Origin of the sequence: Gordonia sp. PP30, assembly GCF_023100845.1 — a bacterium.
In the GTDB taxonomy this organism is placed as follows: domain Bacteria; phylum Actinomycetota; class Actinomycetes; order Mycobacteriales; family Mycobacteriaceae; genus Gordonia.
In genome coordinates, this window is the sequence record NZ_CP095864.1 from 3,170,753 (window position 1) to 3,190,528 (window position 19,776).

At 73.0% G+C, this 19,776-nt stretch carries 14 protein-coding genes; 3 read left to right on the forward strand and 11 right to left on the reverse strand.

Annotated features, from left to right (window positions below; translation table 11 throughout):
* Window positions 1-36: 36 nt before the first annotated feature.
* Entirely contained in the window at window positions 37-513 is a 477-nt protein-coding gene (locus tag MYK68_RS14660; RefSeq protein ID WP_247864414.1) for a DM13 domain-containing protein, read from the forward strand.
* A gap of 450 nt (window positions 514-963) precedes the next feature.
* On the opposite strand, the gene ligA is transcribed toward MYK68_RS14660, so the two are convergent.
* Complete coding sequence (gene ligA, locus MYK68_RS14665) at window positions 964-3,102, reverse strand: NAD-dependent DNA ligase LigA (RefSeq protein ID WP_247864415.1); 2,139 nt, start codon at window positions 3,100-3,102, stop codon at window positions 964-966.
* Between the two features lie 48 nt (window positions 3,103-3,150).
* Here ligA and MYK68_RS14670 point away from each other — a divergent pair, with 48 nt between their 5' ends.
* On the forward strand, window positions 3,151-3,543 hold the full coding sequence (locus MYK68_RS14670) for an MmcQ/YjbR family DNA-binding protein (protein ID WP_247864416.1): 393 nt from the start codon (window positions 3,151-3,153) through the stop codon (window positions 3,541-3,543).
* Window positions 3,544-3,700: 157 nt separating this feature from the next.
* Here MYK68_RS14670 and MYK68_RS14675 read toward each other — a convergent pair whose 3' ends face one another.
* Entirely contained in the window at window positions 3,701-4,984 is a 1,284-nt protein-coding gene (locus MYK68_RS14675) for an MFS transporter (RefSeq protein ID WP_247868066.1), read from the reverse strand.
* Between the two features lie 156 nt (window positions 4,985-5,140).
* On the opposite strand from MYK68_RS14675, the gene MYK68_RS14680 reads away from it, so the two are divergent.
* The gene (locus MYK68_RS14680) at window positions 5,141-5,767 is read left to right on the forward strand and encodes a GntR family transcriptional regulator (RefSeq protein WP_247864417.1); all 627 of its coding nucleotides are present in this window, start codon (window positions 5,141-5,143) and stop codon (window positions 5,765-5,767) included.
* 50 nt (window positions 5,768-5,817) lie between these two features.
* Here the strand turns inward: MYK68_RS14680 and MYK68_RS14685 are convergent, their stop codons facing one another.
* The 9 genes from MYK68_RS14685 to MYK68_RS14725 form a co-directional block, all read right to left on the reverse strand.
* Entirely contained in the window at window positions 5,818-6,846 is a 1,029-nt protein-coding gene (locus MYK68_RS14685) for a uroporphyrinogen decarboxylase/cobalamine-independent methonine synthase family protein (protein WP_247864418.1), read from the reverse strand.
* A 150-nt stretch (window positions 6,847-6,996) separates the two neighbouring features.
* Window positions 6,997-8,082 carry a tRNA 2-thiouridine(34) synthase MnmA gene (gene mnmA, locus MYK68_RS14690; protein ID WP_247864419.1) on the reverse strand — a complete coding sequence of 362 codons (1,086 nt, stop codon included), beginning with the start codon at window positions 8,080-8,082 and terminating at the stop codon, window positions 6,997-6,999.
* Between the two features lie 254 nt (window positions 8,083-8,336).
* The gene (locus tag MYK68_RS14695; RefSeq protein ID WP_247864420.1) at window positions 8,337-9,506 is read right to left on the reverse strand and encodes a cysteine desulfurase family protein; all 1,170 of its coding nucleotides are present in this window, start codon (window positions 9,504-9,506) and stop codon (window positions 8,337-8,339) included.
* Between the two features lie 113 nt (window positions 9,507-9,619).
* Window positions 9,620-10,993: an FAD-binding oxidoreductase gene (locus MYK68_RS14700; RefSeq protein WP_247864421.1), complete on the reverse strand. Its 1,374-nt coding sequence runs from the start codon at window positions 10,991-10,993 to the stop codon at window positions 9,620-9,622.
* 99 nt (window positions 10,994-11,092) lie between these two features.
* A complete protein-coding gene (locus MYK68_RS14705) occupies window positions 11,093-14,569 on the reverse strand; it encodes an ATP-binding protein (protein ID WP_247864422.1) in 3,477 nt (1,158 codons plus the stop codon).
* A gap of 24 nt (window positions 14,570-14,593) precedes the next feature.
* The gene (locus tag MYK68_RS14710; RefSeq protein ID WP_247864423.1) at window positions 14,594-16,066 is read right to left on the reverse strand and encodes an MFS transporter; all 1,473 of its coding nucleotides are present in this window, start codon (window positions 16,064-16,066) and stop codon (window positions 14,594-14,596) included.
* A 121-nt stretch (window positions 16,067-16,187) separates the two neighbouring features.
* Window positions 16,188-17,078, reverse strand: a complete 891-nt coding sequence (locus MYK68_RS14715; protein WP_247864424.1) for a lysophospholipid acyltransferase family protein — start codon at window positions 17,076-17,078, stop codon at window positions 16,188-16,190.
* A gap of 11 nt (window positions 17,079-17,089) precedes the next feature.
* Window positions 17,090-17,935, reverse strand: a complete 846-nt coding sequence (locus MYK68_RS14720) for a GNAT family N-acetyltransferase (RefSeq protein WP_247864425.1) — start codon at window positions 17,933-17,935, stop codon at window positions 17,090-17,092.
* Between the two features lie 860 nt (window positions 17,936-18,795).
* Window positions 18,796-19,752 (reverse strand): electron transfer flavoprotein subunit alpha/FixB family protein, encoded by a 957-nt coding sequence (locus MYK68_RS14725; protein WP_247864426.1) that lies wholly within the window; start codon window positions 19,750-19,752, stop codon window positions 18,796-18,798.
* Between the last annotated feature and the right edge of the window lie 24 nt (window positions 19,753-19,776).

The window sequence follows — 19,776 nt, forward strand, 5'->3', positions numbered from 1 at the left end:
GAATTCCGCCGTCTCCCCCGATGAAGGAGCACCACCATGACGACTCGAACCCGCACCACCGGCGCCCTGGCCGGCGCCGCCGCCCTGGCCCTGGTCCTGACCGTCTCGGCCTGCGGCAGCGATTCCAGCGACGACCACCCCGCGATGGCGAGCAACACGATGAGCGCCATGACGCCGTCGACGGGCGCCCCCATGCCGATGACCACCGGCGCCGAACGCACCGGCATGTTCGCCGGCGAGAACGGCAAGTCGGTCACCGGCACCGCGACGATCAGCGGCGACACCCTCATGCTGACCGGCTTCCACTCCGACGAGGGACCTGACCTGCACGTGTACCTCACCGACGGCACCGACGAGGCGGCGGTCGGCGGTGGCAAAGAACTCGGCAAGGTGACCTACGACCGCGCCGCGCAGTCGTTCTCGCTGACGGGCGCCGACGCGGCGAAGTACACCCACGTGGTGATCCACTGCGACAAGGCCAAGGCCGTCTTCGGCGCCGCGATGCTGTCATGACCGGCCGGCTCCGGCCGCCGCCGGCCGTCGGGCACGCGGCGGCGAGCCTGTCCCGCACGGTGCTGGGCGCGTTCTGGCTGCACGAGGCGTGGGTGAAGTATCACGCGGGGTTCGGCGCCGCCGACATCCGGCTGGTGACGTCGAGCATCGCCGCGAACCCGCGGGTACCCGACGTCTACCGCGTGCTCGGCGATCACCTGGTGGCCCCGAACGCCGGCGTGCTGGGCGTCGTGGTTCCGCTGCTGGAAGCGACCCTCGGGGTGCTGCTGATCTGCGGGATCGGCACCACCGCGGCCGCGGTGGTCTCGGCCCTCACCCTCACCGTGTACTGGCAGGCCGATCAGCTGATCTGGGAGTATCCGCCGATGATCGTGCTCTCGGTTCTGACGGTCCTCGCCCGGCCCGCGGCGTCCACGTGGTCGCTGCCCGCGCTCTTCGCCAGACGCGGTATCAGGCGCCGGAGGAATCCGGCGCCTCCTGTTCCGGATCCTCCGTCCCCGGCTGTTCCGGCTCCTCCTGTTCCGGCTCCTCCTGCTCCGTCCCCGACCGCCCCGTCTCCAGCAGGATCTTGAAGGCGTCCTCGTCGAGGATCGGCACGCCCAGTTGCTCGGCCTTGGCGGCCTTGCTGCCGGGGGCGTCGCCGATCACCACGTAGTCGGTCTTCTTCGACACCGAGCCGGACGCCTTGCCGCCGCGGGCGATGATCGCCTCCTTCGCGCCGTCGCGGGTGAAGTCGTTCAGCGAGCCCGTGACGACGATGGTCTTGCCCTCCAGCGTCCGCGGCGTGGACTCGTCCACCTCGTCGGCCATCGACACCCCGGCCGCGCGCCACTTGGCGACGATCTCCCGGTGCCAGTCCACCTCGAACCAGTCCCGGACGCTCGCGGCCAGGGTCTCCCCGACGCCGTCCACCTCGGCGAGCTCCTCCACACTCGCCGCCTCGATCTTCGCCAGCGAGCCGAAGGCGGTGGCGAGCGCGCGAGCGGCGGTCGGGCCGACGTGCCGGATCGAAAGCGCCACCAGAACCCGCCACAGCGGCGCGTCCTTCGCGGTCTCCAGGTGCGTCAGCAGCCGTTGCCCGTTGGCCGACAGCTCCCCCTTGGTGGTGGTGTAGAACGACGTCCGCGCGAGGTCGTCGGCGGTGAGCGTGAACAGGTCGCCCTCGTCCTCGATCACGCCGCTCGCCAGCAGCGCCGTCGCCCCCTCGTAGCCGAGCGCGTCGATGTCGAACCCGCCGCGCCCGGCCAGGTGGAAGAGCCGTTCCCGCAGCTGCGCCGGGCAGTGGTGCGCGTTGGGGCAGCGGATGTCGGCGTCGCTCTCCTTCTCCGGCCGCAGCGCGGCGCCGCACTCCGGGCAGTGCGTCGGCATCACGAACTCGCGCTCGGTGCCATCGCGCAGATCCACCACCGGCCCGAGCACCTCCGGGATCACGTCGCCGGCCTTGCGGATGGTGACGGTGTCGCCGATCAGCACGCCCTTGCGCTTGACCTCCGAGGCGTTGTGCAGCGTCGCGCGAGCGACCGTCGACCCGGCGACCAGCACCGGCTCCATGTCGGCGTACGGCGTGACCCGTCCCGTGCGGCCGACGCCGACCTTGATGTCGAGCAGTTTGGTGGTGACCTCTTCGGGCGGATATTTGTAGGCGATCGCCCAGCGCGGGGCGCGCGAGGTGGACCCCAGCCGCCGTTGCAGGGCGACGTCGTCCACCTTAACCACCAGCCCGTCGATCTCGTGCTCCACCGAATGCCGGTGCTCGCCCCAGTAGGCGATGGTGTCGAGGATCGCGTCGGCGCCGGTCACCTTCGAGGTGTGCGCGGACACGGGCAGACCCCACTCACCGAGGGCCAGGTACACGTCGTGCAGCGACTCCGGGCGCCAGCCGTCGATCCGCCCCACGCCGTGGCAGATCATGTGCAGATTGCGTTGCGCGGTGATCTGCGGGTTCTTCTGGCGCAGCGATCCGGCCGCCGAATTGCGGGGGTTCGCGAACGGGGGTTTGCCCTGCTCCACCAGCGAGGCGTTGAGGACCTCGAAGTCCTCCAGCCGGAAGTACACCTCGCCGCGCACTTCCAGGAGGTCGGGCAGCGGGCGGCCGGGCGCCGGAGTCAGCTGGTTCGGGACGTTCGCGATGGTGCGGGCGTTGAGCGTCACGTCCTCGCCGGTGCGGCCGTCGCCGCGCGTCACGCCGCGGATCAGCCTGCCGTTCTCGTATGTCAGCGCGAGCGCGACGCCGTCGATCTTGAGCTCACAGAGGAACTCGACGCCGCCCGGTTCCGCGGCACCGGCGTCGACCTCGGTGCGTGCCACCCACGCGCGCATCTCGTCGTCGTCGAAGACGTTGTCCAGCGACATCATCCGTTCGAGGTGGTCGACCGGGGTGAAGGCCGTGGAGAAGCCGCCGCCGACCAGCTTGGTCGGCGAGTCCGGGACGGCCAGCTCGGGGTGCTCGTCCTCCATGGCCTGCAGGCGCCGCAGCAGCGTGTCGAACTCGGCGTCACTGATGATCGGCGCGTCGTTGACGTAGTAGCGGAACTGGTGGTCGCGGATCTCGGCGGCCAGCTCGGCCCATTCATGCTCGGGAGACGTCACGAGACGATCTTAGGGCCGGGCGCCGACAGCCCCGCCTACCCTGGTGGCATGCCGCATCCGATCATGTTCGACGACGCCGATCCGATCCTGGGCAAGCTGCGCGAGATCGCCCTCGCCCTGCCGGAGGCCACCGAGAAGATCGCGCACGGCCGGCCGACGTTCCGCTGCGGCAAGATGTTCGCGATGTACGGCGGGGCGCGCAAGGGCGAGACCAAGGTCCGGCGCGATCACGCGCTCCTCTTCATCCCCGACCCCGGCGAGCGGCGAGCCCTGGAACAGGACGAACGCTTCTACGTGCCCGCGTATGTCGGCGCCTACGGCTGGCTCGGCCTCGACCTGGCGCTCGACGTCGACTGGGCCGAGGTGGCCGAACTGCTCGACGCCAGCTTCCGCCAGATCGCCCCGAAACGCGCCATCGCGCGGTTGCCGGCGGCCGACTGACCGGTCGTTCCGACCCGGCGCCGTCGGCCATGGGCATATCTGGGGCCACGACGGGAATCTTCCCCCGTGACCCGGCATATGCCGGTCACCGACACGACCGGGCCGCCCGCGACGACGGTCGTCTCCGCGCCGGTCGGTACTGAACCCGCGGCGGGCGTCAGTGCTGACCGAATGCCCCGCGACGTGCACCGAGCCAGAGTCCGGGCAGCAGCGCCAGGGCCACCGCGGCTCCGACGTAGCCGACCGCGCCGAAACCCGCGCCCGCCATCAAGAGCCCGGCGAGGGCACCGGCGGCCGCCCCCGACAGCGCGATGAGCACGTCGACCGAGCCCTGTGTCTTGGGCCGGTTCGTGGTCGTCGTCGCGTCCACGACCAGCGCGGTGCCGGTGATGAGCCCGAAGTTCCAGCCCAGACCGAGCAGGATGAGCGCCACCGTCAGCCAGCCGGTGGATCCGGCCGGCGCCAGCGAGGCGAGCAGCCCGGCGACCGCCAGGCAGAGGCTCGACGCCGCCGCCATCGGCAGGCGGCCGATCCGGTCGACCAGCGGGCCGGTGACCAGCGACGGCAGGAACATCGCGGCGATGTGCAGGCTGATCACCAGCCCCACCGCCCCGAGACCGTGGTGATGATCCACCATGTGCACCGGCGTCATCGTCATCACACCGGTCATCACGATCTGCGTGGTGACCATAACGGCGGCACCGGCGTACAGGGCCGACCGGGGCAGCGTCGCCACGCCGGATTCGGCCACCTGGACACCGTCGCCGGCCGGCGCGGCCGCCTCCGCCTCGGCGACCCGTCGCGCCAGCAGATACGGGTCGGGGCGCAGCAACAGCTGGAAGCAGATCCCGGCGGCACCGAACGCGACCGCGGCGAGCAGGAACGGACCGGCGAGCACCGGGATGCCGAGCGTCTTCGCGAGGTCGCCGAGCGGCGTGATCAGGTTGGGGCCGGCCACCGCGCCCAGCGTCGTCGCCGCCAGTGAGACGCTGATCGCCCGGCCCCGCCGATGCGGTTCGGCGAGATCGGTGCCCGCGTAGCGCGCCTGCAGATTGGTGGCGGTACCGGAGCCGTAGACGAACAGCGCGACCAGCAGCAGCGGGATGTTGCCGATCGTCGCGGCCACCAGGATCCCCACCGCGCCGAGCGCACCGGCGCCGAAGCCGAGCGCCAGACCGGCCCGGCGGCCGCGCCGCTGGGCGGTCCGGCCCACCCCGAAGGCGGCGAGCGCCGAGCCCAGCGTGAACAGCGCGGCGGGCAGCCCGCTGAGCGCATCCGAGCCGAGCATGTCCTTGGCGAGCAGCGCGCCGACCGACACTCCGGCCGACAGACCGGCGCCGCCGAGGATCTGGCTGGCGACCACCACGGCGAGGGTCCGGCGCTGCACGCGATCGATCTCCGCACGATCGATCGCCCCCGCGTCGATCTCCGCGGGGCCGATCTGCACGGGATCCGCGGCGGCGGAGTTCGGGGCGTCGTTCACAACGACTAGGATCCTAGTTGGATCCCAGATGCGCAAGCCGGATTCCGGACGCGGGCCGTCCGCGGCCACGACGATAGGCTCGTCTGACAGGGAACAGCGGGAGGAAGGTGACCGATGAGCGAGGCTTCGGCGGCCGATCGCGCGCTCGCGCACATCCGCTCGGCGGTGCTGTCGGGCACCTATCCCCCCGGGACCATGCTTAGCGAGTCGGCGCTCGCGGCCGACCTGGCGCTGAGCCGCACCCCGATCCGCGCGGCCCTGCGGCTCCTGCAGGACGAAGGGCTGCTCACCATCTATCCCCAGCGCGGCGCGCTGGTCCGGGAGCTCAGTCCGCGGGAGGTCCGGGAGGCGGCCGAGGCACGGAACGCGCTGGAGACGGCCGGGGTGCACTTCGCCGACGAGGCGGCCCGCCGGGGCCTCCGCGCCCGGCTCGCCCCGAGTCTCGCCGCGCAGGAACGCGCACTGGAGGCCGGCGACTTCCCCGCCTTCGTGCGGGCCGCCATGGAATTTCACCGCAGCTTCGCCGGGCTCGCGCAGAACGCGGTGCTGCTGGACCTCTACGACCGGCTCCAGGACCGCCAGATGCTCTCGATCCTGCGCAGCACCCCGGCCATCACCGGTCAGCCGCGGCAGGTCCTCGACGAGCATCGGGCCCTGCTCGACGACGCCGAGTCCGGCGACTGGGTGTCGTTCGCCGGGCGCCTCCTGGCGCACCAGGAGGAGAGCCACCGCCTGCCGTGACGACGGCGCTTCCGATTCTCACCGATCGACGGCGCGGGTCACGCGGGTGGTCACGCGGTGGTGAGGGCGTCCGCCACGGTCGTGGAGATCGCCAGGGCGGCGCGCGCCCAGGAGACCGTCGCACCGGCGAGACCGCACGTCGACGTGACGAGCAACTGCTCGCGAAACACACCGCGCGGCAGGCCGATCCGGTCGATCAGGCCGGTCAGCCGGGTGACCAGGTCGTCGGTCACCTGGTTCTGCGGCAGACCCGGATCGACGGCGGGGACCACTCCGGCCAGCAGCGTGCGGCCGGAGTCGAGGGTCTCGCCGAACCGGTCGTAGTCGGCCACCCGCAGCTGTGTGAGGTCCATCGAGAGCGCGTACGACCGCGCCGCGCGCAGCAACTCCCAGCGCGGCGACGCACAGCTGTGCAGGATCATCGGGCGCGCGACCTGCTGCGCCACCCCTTCCAGCAGCTGCGCGATCTCCGGGACCGGGATCGGCAGAATGGGGTCGAGTCTGGTCAGCGGGGTGACGGTACCGTCGATCACGTCACCGATCGAGGGCTCGTCGAGTTGCACCACCACCCGCACACCGAGGCGACGTTCGAGTTCAGCCGCCTGCCCGTCGAGCCCCGCGGCGAGCGAGGCGGCGACGTCGCGCAGCGCCCCGCGGTCCCGGATCACCTTGTGTCCGCCGCGCAGTTCGACGTGGGCGGCGAACGTGAACGGCCCGGCGGCCTGGATCTTGACGACCCCGGCCTCGCCGCGCAGGTCCGCCGTCTCCCAGCGCTCCTCGAGCGCGTCGAGATCCCACCGAAGATAGTCCCGGGCGCGCCGCGTCTCCGCCGTCGGCGACGCCGCGAGACGGTAGGTGCGGTGCACGTAGTCGACGGGGAGGTCGACCAGCAGTCCGGCGGTGCGGCCGATCACGTCGGCGCCCACCCCGCGCGCCGGCAGTTCGGGCAGGAAGACGAGTCCGGACCCGCCGAGTTCCCCGGCCGCGAGTGCGGCGGCGCCGCGGGGATCGGTGCCCGGCAGCGAACCGATCCCGGTCGCCGTCCCCGTCGGGATCGCGCTCTGTGCGTCATCACTCACAGTGGCCCACCCAATTGTCGCGTGCGCTACCCGGCCGCACGACGATCCGCGTCACTCACTGGCATGCGCGTCACCCGCGACCGCCGCGGCGGTCGACGACTGCCGCGGATCCGCTCGGAACACAGGGGGGTACACACCACGCCGCAGGACTCAGGGGGTGGCCGAGGAGATGCGGCCGGAGCCCAGGACCAGGTCACCGCGCTCGGCGTCGGGGCGATACAGCACCGCGGCCTGACCACGGGCGACGCCGCGCAGCGGCTCGCGCAGCGCGATCTCGATGCCCGGCCCGTCCCCCGAACCCGTCGGGGGGATCGGGGTCGCGACGGCCTCCGCCAATCCACCGTGCGCACGCACCTGCACGACGCACTCGATCGGCCCGTCCGGCACCACGCCGGACGACCACACGGCCTTGGTGGCGACGATGGTGCGCACGTCGAGATCCTCCGCACCGCCGACGGTGACGGTGCCGCTGGCCGGGTCGATGGCGGTCACATAGCGCGGTGCGCCGTCCGCCGCGGGCGCGTCGATGCCCAGGCCCTTGCGCTGGCCGATGGTGAAGCCGTGCACGCCGTCGTGCCCGCCGAGCCGCTCCCCCGTCGCCCCGTCGACCAGTGCTCCGGGACGCACGCCGATGCGGGCGCCGAGGAAAGCGCGGGTGTCGCCGGTCGGGATGAAGCAGATGTCGTGCGAATCGGGCTTGTTCGCCACCAGCAGGCCGCGGCGCTCGGCCTCCTCGCGGATCCGCGGCTTGGGGGTGTCGCCGATCGGGAACATTGCGCGGGACAGCTGGTCGCGATCGAGCACGGCCAGGACGTACGACTGGTCCTTGTCGTGATCGACCGCCCGCCGCAGTTCCCCGCCGGACAGCCGCGCGTAGTGGCCGGTGGCCAGCGCATCGAAGCCGAGGGCCTGCGCCCGCTCGGCGAGCGCCGCGAACTTGATCTTCTCATTGCAGCTCAGACACGGATTCGGGGTCTCGCCGGCCGCGTACGACGCGACGAACTCGTCGATCACGTCTTCCCTGAAGCGATCGGCGAAGTCCCACACGTAGAACGGGATGCCGAGCATGTCGGCGACGCGGCGGGCGTCGTCGGCGTCCTCGCGCGAGCAGCAGCCGCGCGAGCCGGTGCGCAGTGCGCCGGGCGCGGTCGAGAGGGCCAGGTGGACGCCGGTCACGTCGTGTCCGGCCTCGACGGCGCGGGCCGCGGCGACCGAGGAGTCGACGCCGCCGCTCATCGCGACGAGGACCCTTCGACGGCGTGTCGTCGCAGGCTCCGCCACGGGCTCAGGGACCGCCCTTCGACGGGGGGTCGTCGCAAGCTCAGGAACCGTGTCTCGACGAGGGGTCGTTTCGACACGGTCACTCACTTCGTTCGCGACCGGCTCAACGGGCTGAGCGGCAACGGGCTGCGAGACGACGGGCTGAGCGGCAACGGGCTGCGAGGACGCGACCGGCGGGGCGGGCTGAGCGGCAACGGGCTGCGCGGTCATCAGCGCACCCCGGTCAAGCCGGCGGCCAGGGCGCGGTCGATCACCTCGTCGAGCACGACCCCGAGCCGCACCACGTCGGCGGCGGTGTTGTCCGGCCCGAACGAGAACCGCAGCGAGCCGCGGGCGGCGGCCCGGTCCATTCCCATCGCGAGGAGGACGTGGCTGGCCGAGGCGACCCCGGCGGTGCAGGCCGAGCCGGTGGAGCACTCGATGTCGCGGGCGTCGAGCAGCATGAGCAGCGAGTCGCCCTCGCAACCGGTGAACGTGACGTGCACCAGGCCGGGCAGGCCGTCGGGCCGCGAGTTCACGACCGCCCCGTCGATGCCGTCCACGATCCCCAGCAGGTCGTCGCGCAGCCCGCCGAGGTGCGCGGTGTGCGCGTCCATCCGGTCGACGGCCACCCGCAGCGCGGCCGCCATGCCCGCGGCCCCGGCCACGTCCTGGGTGCCCGACCGCAGGTCGCGCTCGTGTCCGCCGCCGTTGAGCAGCGGCTGGCACGGGACGTCGCGCCCGAGGATCAGGGCGCCGACGCCCTGCGGGCCGCCGAACTTGTGCGCGGCCACGCTCATCGCGCAGAGTCCGCTCGCGGTGAAGTCGACCGGCACGTGCCCGATCGCGGCCACCGCGTCGGAATGCATCGGGATGTCGTATTCGCGCGCCAGCGCGGCCAGATCGGCGATCGGCTGCAGCGTCCCGACCTCGTTGTTGGCCCACATGATCGAGATCACGGCGACCTCGGCGGCGTGGTCCTCCAGCTCGGCGGCGAGGTCGGCCGGATCGACGCGCCCGGTCGCGTCGACCGGCAGGACCACCAGTTCGGCGTCCTCGTGGTCGGCCAGCCACTGCGCCGGATCCAAGACCGCGTGGTGCTCGACGGCGGAGATCACCACGCGCCGGCGACGGCCGTCCTGGGCACGCCGCGCCCGGTAGATCCCCTTGAGCGCGAGATTGTCCGACTCGGTACCGCCCGCGGTGAACAGCACATGCGACGGCCGGGCGCCCAGCAACCGCGCGATCGACTCGCGCGACTCCTCCAGGGTCCGGCGGGCCCGGCGCCCGGCGTCGTGCAGGGACATCGGGTTGCCCGGACGGCGCCAGGCATCGGTCATCGCCGCGACGGCCTCGGGGACGATCGCTGTGGAGGCGGCATTGTCGAGATAGACGGACATGATCGCTCCCCAGGATAACCGCGCGGAGGCGGATCGACCCAATGCCGTCCGCCGGGCCGACGGGGCTGACACGAAAGTCCCTGCGCATGTGTCGCCGCCGAAGCGGACCGCGGTCAGCGCACCACCTGCCCGACGGCGAGCACGCCGGCCGGGTCGTAGCGCTGGGCGAGCGCGCGCAGCCACTCGACGGTGTCAGCGTCGTAGCAGGCGGTGATCACGGCCGGATCGCCGCTGGCGGCGAAGTTCGGGAGCCGCCCGCCGGTCAGCCACGGCCCCATCGCCCCGGCCAGAGCCTGCTCGGCCGGGGCGACGGCCTCGGCGATCGGCGGCACCAGCGCGCCGATGGCGTACAGGTGGAACGGCGCGTCCCGATGGCACACGGCACTGGCCACGGCCGGCTCGGCGGCGAACGCGCCGCCGAGCAGCCGCAGCTCCACCACCAGCAGCGGACACGACGCCTCCGGGCCGGCGACGGCGAGCAGGGTGTCGACCGCGTCGGCGGGCAGGCCGGAGAGCAGGTGCCCGTCCTCCAGGACCGGCATGGGGTCGACCGGGTCGGCGTGCACGGCGCCGATCGCCGCGTACGGGAGCACGCCGAGGCCGTCGAGGATCGGCTCGGCGGCCGCCCGGATCGGCGCGAAGAGCGCGGCCGCCTCGTCGGCCGGACCGGTGTGCACATAGCGGACGGCGACGGTGAGTCGGCCGGCGAGCTGCGGCGGGACGCCCGGCAGGGCCGGGAGGCGCAGCAGCGCGATCGAGGTGTTGGCCTCGGCGGGCAGGTCCTGCGTCCACGACCGCCAGGCGTGCAGCACCGCGGCCGCGTCGGCGCCGTCGAAGTACAGTGCACCGCCGTAGAACCGCGGGAGTTCGAGCAGTCCGATCCGGACCTGCGTGACGATCCCGAGGGTGGCCTTGCCGCCGCGCAGTCCCCAGAACAGGTCGGCGTTCTCGGTCGGGGTGGCCGTGCGGATCTCACCGTCACCGGTCACCACGTCGATCGCGCGGACGTGGTCGCTCGACGCGCCCACGGTGCGCACCAGCGGCCCGATGCCACCGCCGGTGAGGAAGCCGGCGACGCCGACACTCGGCGCCGACCCGCACAGCGGGGCCAGCCCGTGCGGCGCGGCGGCGTCGATCACGGTCTGCCAGCGCACCCCGGCGCCGACCCGCGCGGTGCGGGCGGCCGGGTCGAGCTCGACGGTGTCCAGCGCGGACGTGCGGACCAGCAGGGTGTGGCCGTCGATCGGGGTGGCGCCGTGGCCGGTGCCGTGTACGGCGACGGTCATCCCGTTGGCGGCCGCGAACGCCACGACCGCGGCGACGTCGTCGGCGTCGAGAACGTCGATGACGGCCCAGGGCCGCCGCGAGACGGCGACGTTGAAGCCGAGCGGCTGGTAGCCGTCGTCGGTGGGCCGGTGAACGGTGCCGCGGACGGCGGCGCGCAGCGCGGCGATGTCGGCCTGGTCGAAGCGGCGGTCGGTGCTCATGGAGTTCTCCTCGGGGTCGGTGCGGCCGGGGCCGGCCGCGTCGGAGATACCGTCGCGCCGGGCCCTTGCGGCCCCCTTGGGAAGTCCTTGAACCGCTGGTCAGCCGAGCAGCTCGGCGACGGCGTCGACCACCGCGACCATGCCGATCGCGTCCGCGTCGGCGGCGATCGCGGTCAGTGCCGCGGTGCGTTCGGGCGACGGTGGCGCGTGCCGGGCTTCGAGCAGCCGGCAGTGCAGCAGGCCGGGCGGGCTGTCCTGTGCCACACAGAGTTCGCGGGCCCGGGCGACGGCGGCGCGGGCGGCGGGCTCGTCACCGACCAGGAAGTGCAGGCCCGCCAGCACGACGTCGACGGGTCCGACGCAGCCGACCTGCCCCACCGTCGCGATGCGGCCGGCGAACGGGCTCAGATAGTCGAGGAACGCCGGAGCCAGCTCGGTCAGCGCGAAGTCGGCGACGAGGCCGCCGAGGATCACCGCTTGGGCGAGCGAGGTCCACACCATCGGCCGCGGCGCATCGATGAAGATGCGGGCCATCTCCTCCACCAGCGCGGCGTCGCCGTGGCTCCCGGCGAGCGACGCGACGCCGGAGGCGAGCAGGACCACCACCTCGTTGTCCGGGGTGGCCGCCAGGATCCCGCGCGCCCATTCGAGCGGATCGTTGCCGTTCAGGCCGAGCGCCTGGTCGGCGATGTCGTCGAACACGCCGCGCTGGGTGGCCAGGGCCGCCAGCGCGGCGCTGCCCGACACGTAGAGCTCGGTCTGGAAGTGCACCGACACGGCGGTGCGGAAGTGCTCGCGGGCGAGGGCGAAGTCGCCGCGCCAATTGGCGAGCGCGGTCTCCATCCAGCGCAGCTGGGCGCGCAGGACCGGCAGCCGCATGCGTTCACTGCCGGCGATCCCCCGCCGCAGGTGCGCCTGAGTGCCGGCCAGATCGCCGATCGACATCAGCGCCATCGTCACCACCGAGTCGGCGATCACCCGGTCGAGGTCGGCTTCGGCGTGCGGCAGGTCGTACAGCTGCCGAGACAGGGCGATGGACTCCCGGGTGTGCGTGGCGACACCGGAGTAGGTCAGCAGGCGGGCGAGCAGGACGTCGGCGGTCACGTCCGGGTCGCCGAGCCGTTCGGCCAGTTCGGCGGCGCGGGCGAGGTTCCCGGCCGGCACCGCGGCGTCGTGGGCGTAGCACTGCCCCACGGCGAGGGCGCCGAGGACCCGCGCGTGCGCGGCGCGGTCGTCGGCGACGGCCTCGGCGGCGGCCAGGAGTGCGTCGTGGACGGGTCCGCCGAGCGTCGCCGGAGCCACCCACGGCCAGCCGCCGCCGGCCCGCAGCAGCACCCCGGCCAGTCGGCCGGCCGTCGCCGTCGCACCGTTGGCGACGGCCTCCCCGAGCCGAACGACGACGGTCTCCAGCACGCTCTGGTGCCGCCCGGCCCGCGTCTCGGCGCGCAGCATCGCGGTGAGCAGGGCATCGCGTTCGGCGAGATCCCGGTCGGCCGCGGGCAACGACTCGTAGGTGCGCAGCGCGGCCCGCAGCCAGCGCGCCGCCGATTCGGAGTCCCAGCCCGCGACCGCATCGTCGGCCGCCGTCCGGCAGGCCGCCACCACCTCGGCGACGTCGGCGACCGGCAGCGCGTCGAGCAGATGCGCGGCGCGTGCGGCGCGGGCCGCCCCGCCCCGGCGTTCGGCGAGGATCTCCGCGACGCGCAGATGCATCCGGCAGCGCCGCAGCGGCCGGATCGCCGCCATGGCCTGCTCGCGGAGCAGGGCGTGCGCGAACGCCGGTCGCCCACCGGCGGCCGACCGCACGACGATCCGCTCATCGGCGGCCTCGTCCAGGCAATCGGCGATCTCGGCCGGATCCCGGTCGGCGACGCGGGCGAGCAGCGCCACGTCGATGTCCTCACCGAGGATCGCCGCGTGCCCGATCACCTCGCGGACCGCCGGATCGAGCGTCGCCAGGCGGCGGTCGAGCACCGAGCCGACCGCGGCGGGCACCATCTCGCGGCGCTGCTCGGCGGGCAGCCGCGCGTACTCGGAGACGAAGAGCGGGTTGCCGCCGGTGCGGGCGGTGAGCGCCGCCGCCTCGTCGGGCGAGAGCGCCTCGGCGGCCAGCGCCTCGACCAGATCGGCCACCTCATCGTCGTCCAGGCTGGGCACCATCGCGACGTGGCCGCCGCGCACCAGGTCGTCCCGCAGGCGGGCGACGGCGGCGCCGGTCTCCTCCTCGCGAATGGTCAGGATCACGCACAGTCCGGGGCTCGTGGTGACGGTGACGAGGTAGCGGAGCAGGCCGGCGGTCAGCGGATCGGCCCAGTGGACGTCGTCGACGATCACCGTGACCGGGTGCGCGGCGGCGGCCTGTTCGAGCAGGTGCTGGACGCGCTCGTAGACGGCGAAGCGCGCGGTGTCGGCGTCGACCCCGCCCGGGACCCGCAAGATCGTGTCCGGATCGGCGTCGAGGTCCCGGCAGAGCTGGCGCAGCGGCCACCACGGCGGCACCCCCTCGGTATCCGGGCAGCGCACCCAGATCACCTGTTCGCCGCCGGCCGCGGCGCGGGCCGCGGCCTCCTGCGCCAGCCGGGTCTTGCCGATGCCCGCCGGGCCGAGCAGCGCGAGCCAGCGCGGACCACTGGACGTGCCGCGGTACAGACCGTCGATCCGGGCGACCAGGTCGGTGCGGCCGACGAGCGGGATCGCCTGCGCCTCCGCCGGCTCCTCGGCGCGGTCCGGTCCGGCCGGCGTCTCCCCGGCCACCGGCGAGGGCGCCGCGGGCTCGGGCGGGTGCGCGGCGCCGGTCCAGTGCGGCGGCCGCGGCCACGCCTCGATCTCGGGGTCGTGCCGGAGCAGGGCGCCCTGCAGGTCGCGCAGCGCGGTCCCCGGATCCAGGCCCAGCGATTCGCCGAGCGCGGCCGCGTGCGCGGCGTAGACGTCGAGCGCCTCGGTGGTGCGTCCGGAGCGATGCAGGGCGATCATGTGCAGCCACACTCCCCGTTCGCGCAGCGGGTCGTCGGCCCGCAACGCCGTGATCTCGGCGAGAGCGCGCGCGATGTCGCCCTCGGCCAGCAACGCCGTGACGTGCAGCTCCACCACGGCCGACCGCAGCTCGGCGAGGCCGGCGGCGGGCACACCGACCCATTCGGCGTCGCCGAACTCGTCGAGCAGACCCCCGCGCCACTGCGCCAGCGCCCGCTCGCTGAGGTCCAGCGCCTCGGGCCACCGCTGCGCGTCGTGCGCCTGTGCGGCACGACGCGCCAGGTCCTCGGCGACGGCCAGGTCGACGACGTCGTCGCCCGGGTCGAGCCGGTAGCCGGGACTGACGCGCTCAATGGGTGACGGCCCGGCGTCGCCGTCGCGCAGCGCCCGCCGCAGGTTGGAGAGGTACGCCTGCAGGCTGGTCGCCGCGGCCGCGGGCGGCTGGTCGCCCCACACCGCGTCGGCGAGACGATCGGTGGAGACGACGGCGCCGCGGGCGATCAGCAAGGCGCCGAGAACCGCGCGCTGCTTGGGCGATCCGAGGTCGGCCGCGGTGCCGTCGACGAGGACCTGAAGCGGTCCGAGGACCCGATACTCACGCATCGGGCCACCGGTGCAGGCGGGCGTTCACGGTGCGAGTGTAGAGGCCGGAACGGCCGCGTGGGCGGGCTGTTCCGACTCCGCCGGCGCCGAATCGGCGGCCCGCGCCTTGCGCATGGTCAGCGCCGCGGCGAGCGCACCGGCGAGGGCGACCGCGGCACCGATCCAGAGGGCGGTGTTCAGCGCGTCGACGAACTCCGTCGGCGAGCCGCCGGCCAGCACAGAGCGGGCCGGGAACACGGCACCGAGCGCGGCCACGCCGAGCGCGATGCCCGCCTGCCGGAAGACGTCGTTGATCCCGGCGGCGAGCCCGGCGTCGTCGTCGCGGCTCTCGGCGAGCACCACGCCGCTCATCACCGGATTGAAGACACCGGCGCCGACGCTGGACAGGATGAATCCGGGCGCCATCGCCCAGCCGCTGCCGCCGACTGCCGCGACGGTCATCACGGCGAGTCCGGCGGCGACCGCGACGAGGCCGCCGGCGATCATCCACCACGCCGGGATCCGGCCGATCAGTGAACCGGTGACGCCGGCGACGACGAACATCACCGCGGTGCCGGGCAGGTAGATCAGGCCCGCGCCGATCGGCGACAGTCCGAGCACACCCTGCAGGTAGAGGGTGACGTAGACGAAGACGGCGAACATCGACGCCGAGATCGCGAAGGTCGCCACCTGGGCGCCGGCGAACGACGGATTGGCGAACATCCCCAGTGGCAGCATCGGCTGCTCGACGACACGTTCGACCAGTACGAACAGCCCGAGCGCGACCGCGGCGACGGCGAACGTCCAGAACGTGCGCGGGTCGGTCCAGCCCTTCTCGGCGGCCTCGAAGAAGCCGTAGGTCAGGGCCGCGAGGGCGATGATCGCGGTGACCTGTCCGGCCCAGTCACCGCGCCGCGGCGCGGTGCTGCGCGACTCGGCCACCCAGCGGGTCGCGGCGAGCATCGCCAGGCCGACCGGGACGTTGATCAGGAAGATCGCCCGCCAGTCGAGCCACTGGGTGAGGATCCCACCGAGCAGCGGACCGATTGCGAAGGCGCCGCCGATCGTCGCCCCGTAGGCCGCGAGGGAGGTCGCGCGCTCGGCGCGGCCGGGGAAGGCGTGCGCCAGCAGGGCGAGTGAGGTGGCGAACAGCAGCGCCGCGCCCAGCCCCTGCACCACGCGGGCCGCGTTGAGCAGCGTCATGTCGCCGGCGGCGGCACAGACGCCAGAGGCGACGGTGAACACCACCGCACCGATCACGAACACCAGACGCCGCCCGGAACGATCCGCCCAGGCGCCCGCGGTAAGCACCACCGCGGCCAGCGCCAGGGTGTAGCCGTCGACCACCCATTTGAGGGCGCTCATCCCGGCGCCGAATTCACGGGCGATGGCCGGCAGCGCGGTATTGACCACCGCGATGTCGAGCATCAGCATGGCGGTGGCGGTGCACACCACCGCCAGCGTCACCCGCTGGGTCCGGGTGAACCGCCCGGGCGGTGCGGTCGCGACGTGGTCCATGATCGTGCTCCTTCATCTCGATTCGATCGGTGAAGGAAGGATCGGCGACGGCGCTTGGGACCCGGTTGCGGTCGGCTTGGACCCGGGCTTGGATTCCGCGCGGGGGTTTCGCGACCGGTACTCAGGCCGGGACGGGAGTCGGCGTCCCGGGTGTGGGCGCCGGTATCGGCGGGACCGGCAGGGCGCGCACCGGCGGATGGATCACCCGCTGGCAGACCGCCGCGAGGTCGCGGCGGTCCCCGGCCGGCGGCACCGGCGGGTGCACGGCGATCGAGACGGTGAGGCCGCGGGCGCGCAGCACCCGGCGCAGAGTGTCGGCGAGGCCGTCGTCGCCGAGGTAGCCGGGCGAGGTGACCGGGTACCCGTCGCGCAGGTAGCACAGCCGGATCGGCACCACCGGCGTGCCGGTGTCGATGGCCGTCTGGAAGAACGCGGGCCGGAACCGGCCGCGGGCCACCCCGCACCAGGTGGTGCCCTCCGGGAAGACGACCACCGGCCGTCCCCGGTCGAGGATCCCGGCGACCCGTTCGATCACCGCGGGGAGTTGCCGCAGCGCGCCGCGGCTGACCGCGAGCACGCCGAAGCACCGCAGCAGCGGCGAGACCGCGCCCATGGCCAGGACCTCCCGCTTGGCGACGAACCGGGCCGGGCTGACCACCGCGACGGCGAAGACGTCGAGGAAGGAGATGTGGTTGGCGACGACGAGCGCGCCCCGGAGCCGTCGCGCGTGGCGAGGCCGGTGATCGACGATCCGCACCCGCAGTCCGATCGCGACCAGCCCGCAGCGGGCGGTGAAGCGCCAGTACGCGACGCGGGCTGGGCGCGGGGTGAGCAGGGTCAGCGCGCCGAGCGGCAGCAGACTGAGCAGGATCGCGGAGAGCGCCGTCATCCGCCAGACGACCCGCAGCTTTCCGGCCGGCCGTCGTTCGGGCGGCACGCACGACGTCCCGCAGCTGCTGCGCGGGACCCAAGGATTCCCGGCGGGCGCCGCCGCATCGGTGCCCGGAATCATGCCCGGCGCGTTCAGTTCGACTCCGCTCCGAGTCCGGGTGCGCTCAGCCGGGCGAGCGCGCCACGGAGGCGAGCGAGGTAGCGCTCGTCGCCCTTCTCCCGGTCGACGATGGTGAGGAAGTCGCCGACGTCGAAGATCTCGTCGAAGGCCGGTTCTCCGCACACCCGCGCGCCGAGCCGGATGTAGCCGCGCAGCAGCGGCGGCAGGACCGGCCGCTCCACGGCGGGCAGGTCGTCCAGGCTCGCGCCGTCCACGTCGACGGTGCGGTACGGGCGCACCCGCCAGGGCGCGGCGTACTTCTCGGCGGCGAGATCGCGCACCCCGCGCAGTTCACGGCCCCGACCGGCGGCGGAGTCGAGCGGGACCGAGACGCAGCCCATGAGGTAGCGGTAGCCGCCGTCCTCCAGGTAGCCGAGCACCGCGGTCCACAGCAGGCCGGTGACCGCGCCGCTGCGGTGCTCGGGGTCGACCACCGCGCGGCCCATCTCCACCGTCTCGGGGGCGATCGGGGCCAGTTCGGTGAGATCGAATTCGCTCGCCGAGTACCAGCCGCCGGCGGCGATGGCGCGCGAGGGCGGCAGCACCCGGGCGCAGCCGGCGAGCCGGCCGGTGGGCAGGTGCCGGATCAGGAGGTGGTCGCAGAAGTCGTCGAAGCGGTCGGCGTCCAGGCCGGACTCGTCGTCACCGATGGCGTCGGAGTAGCCCGGCTCGGCGCGGAAGACCTCGAAGCGCAGCCGCTGGGCGGCGCGGATGTCGGCGGGATGTTCGCTGACGACGACGTCGTACTCCCCCGCCGTGAACAGGATCCGGCGGGCGGGCGAGGCGGTGAGCGGGCTGTGGATCGGAATTACCGTCATGCCCCGAATGGAAGCCGCCGCGTTCGACGCGCAGGCCGCCCCGAAGTGAAACCGCGCGGCCGATCCGGTGAACGGACGGATGTCACATTCTGCTCAGTGGATCTGGACATGGGGTCGTTTCGACACCCCTCCTCACTCCGTTCGTCGGCGGCTCAACGGGCTACGGAGATACCAGCCCGTTACGCCGTGGGTGGTACCGGACTGCGGAGATACCAGCCCGTTACGCCGTGGGTGGTACCGGACTGCGGAGATACCAGCCCGTTGCGCGATGGGTGGTACCGGATTGCGGAGTACCAGCGCGTTGCGCCATGGGTGGTACCGGACTGCGGAGATACCAGCCCGTTGAGCCGTAGGTGGTACCGGACTGCGGAGATACCGGCCCGTTGAGCCGTAGGTGGTACCGGACTGCGGAGATACCAGCCCGTTGAGCCGTAGGTGGTACCGGACTGCCGAGATACCGGCCCGTTGCGCCACGGGTGGTACCGGACTGCGGAGATACCAGCCCGTTACGCCATGGGCGGTACCGGACTGCGGAGGTACCAGCCCGCTACGCCATGGGCGGTACCGGACTGCGGAGGTACCAGCCCGCTACGCCATGGGTGGTACTAGAACCAGCCCGTTGAGCCGGGCGACGAAGGAGCCCGTGTCGAAACGCCCCGCTAGAAGTCTCCGGCCCCGGATCCGCCCCCAGTCACGCGTCCCCTCCTCAGACCCAGCCACGCGCATCCGGGGCCGGACCAGACAACGAAAAGCCCGGCAGCTCGAGCGAAGCGAGCACTACCGGGCTATTCGTTGTCTGGGCGAGCGAAGCGAGCCGACTGAAAACAGTCTTCAGTCGAAAGCCGTCCGCCAGGACGGACTTACTTGCGCTTGTTGACCTCTTCGGTCAGCTGCGGGGCGACATCGAACAGGTCGCCGACCACGCCGAAGTCGCTGATCTCGAAGATCGGGGCCTCTTCGTCCTTGTTGACGGCCACGATGGTCTTCGAGGTCTGCATGCCGGCGCGGTGCTGGATGGCACCGGAGATGCCCAGCGCGATGTACAGCTGCGGCGACACGGTCTTGCCGGTCTGACCCACCTGGAACTGGCCCGGGTAGTAGCCGGAGTCGACGGCGGCGCGGGAGGCACCGACGGCGGCACCGAGCGAGTCGGCGAGGGCCTCGACCACCGAGAACTTCTCGGCGGAGCCGACGCCACGGCCACCGGAGACGACGATCGACGCCTCGGTGAGCTCCGGACGGTCGCCGCCGACGTTGGCGGAGAAGCCGGTGATCTTGGCGGCGTTCTCGGCCTGCTCGGGGACGGCGACGTCGACGCGGGTGCCCGCGCCGGCGGCCGGGGCGGCCTCGACGGCGCCCGGGCGGACCGAGATGACGGCGGTGTCGCCACCGGCGACCGAGTCGACGGTGAACGCGCCACCGCGGATCGACTGGACGGCGGCGTTGCCCTCGCGGACCTCGATGACGTCGGTCAGCAGACCCGAGCCGAGACGCACGGCCAGGCGACCGGCGATCTCCTTGCCGTCGGCGTTAGCGGCGACGAGGACGGCGGCGGCGCCGTTCTCCTCGGCGAGCGAGGCGAGGACGTCGACCTTGGGCGAGACGAGGTAGCCCTCGACGTCGGCCGACTCGGCGACGTAGATCTTCTCGGCACCGGCCTCGGCGAGCGCGCCGAGGATGCCGTCGGCCTTGCCCGGGCCGGTGATGACGACCGCGGACGGGGTGCCGAGCGCGCGGGCGGCGGTGATGAGTTCGTTGGTGACCTTCTTCAGCCCACCCTCGGGGTCCTGCTCAACGAGCACGAGTACTTCAGCCATGATTTTCTCCTGAATGTCTTTGCT

Excerpts from the sequence above, each read along its gene's own strand:
- MYK68_RS14660 (WP_247864414.1), top strand. The coding sequence starts at position 37 with ATGACGACTCGAACCCGCACCACCGGCGCCCTGGCCGGCGCCGCCGCC.
- MYK68_RS14670 (WP_247864416.1), top strand. The coding sequence starts at position 3,151 with ATGCCGCATCCGATCATGTTCGACGACGCCGATCCGATCCTGGGCAAG.
- MYK68_RS14680 (WP_247864417.1), top strand. The coding sequence starts at position 5,141 with ATGAGCGAGGCTTCGGCGGCCGATCGCGCGCTCGCGCACATCCGCTCG.
- mnmA (WP_247864419.1), bottom strand. The coding sequence starts at position 8,082 with ATGAGCGGCGGCGTCGACTCCTCGGTCGCCGCGGCCCGCGCCGTCGAG.
- MYK68_RS14695 (WP_247864420.1), bottom strand. The coding sequence starts at position 9,506 with ATGTCCGTCTATCTCGACAATGCCGCCTCCACAGCGATCGTCCCCGAG.
- MYK68_RS14700 (WP_247864421.1), bottom strand. The coding sequence starts at position 10,993 with ATGAGCACCGACCGCCGCTTCGACCAGGCCGACATCGCCGCGCTGCGC.
- MYK68_RS14705 (WP_247864422.1), bottom strand. The coding sequence starts at position 14,569 with ATGCGTGAGTATCGGGTCCTCGGACCGCTTCAGGTCCTCGTCGACGGC.
- MYK68_RS14710 (WP_247864423.1), bottom strand. The coding sequence starts at position 16,066 with ATGGACCACGTCGCGACCGCACCGCCCGGGCGGTTCACCCGGACCCAG.
- MYK68_RS14715 (WP_247864424.1), bottom strand. The coding sequence starts at position 17,078 with ATGATTCCGGGCACCGATGCGGCGGCGCCCGCCGGGAATCCTTGGGTC.
- MYK68_RS14720 (WP_247864425.1), bottom strand. The coding sequence starts at position 17,935 with ATGACGGTAATTCCGATCCACAGCCCGCTCACCGCCTCGCCCGCCCGC.
- MYK68_RS14725 (WP_247864426.1), bottom strand. The coding sequence starts at position 19,752 with ATGGCTGAAGTACTCGTGCTCGTTGAGCAGGACCCCGAGGGTGGGCTG.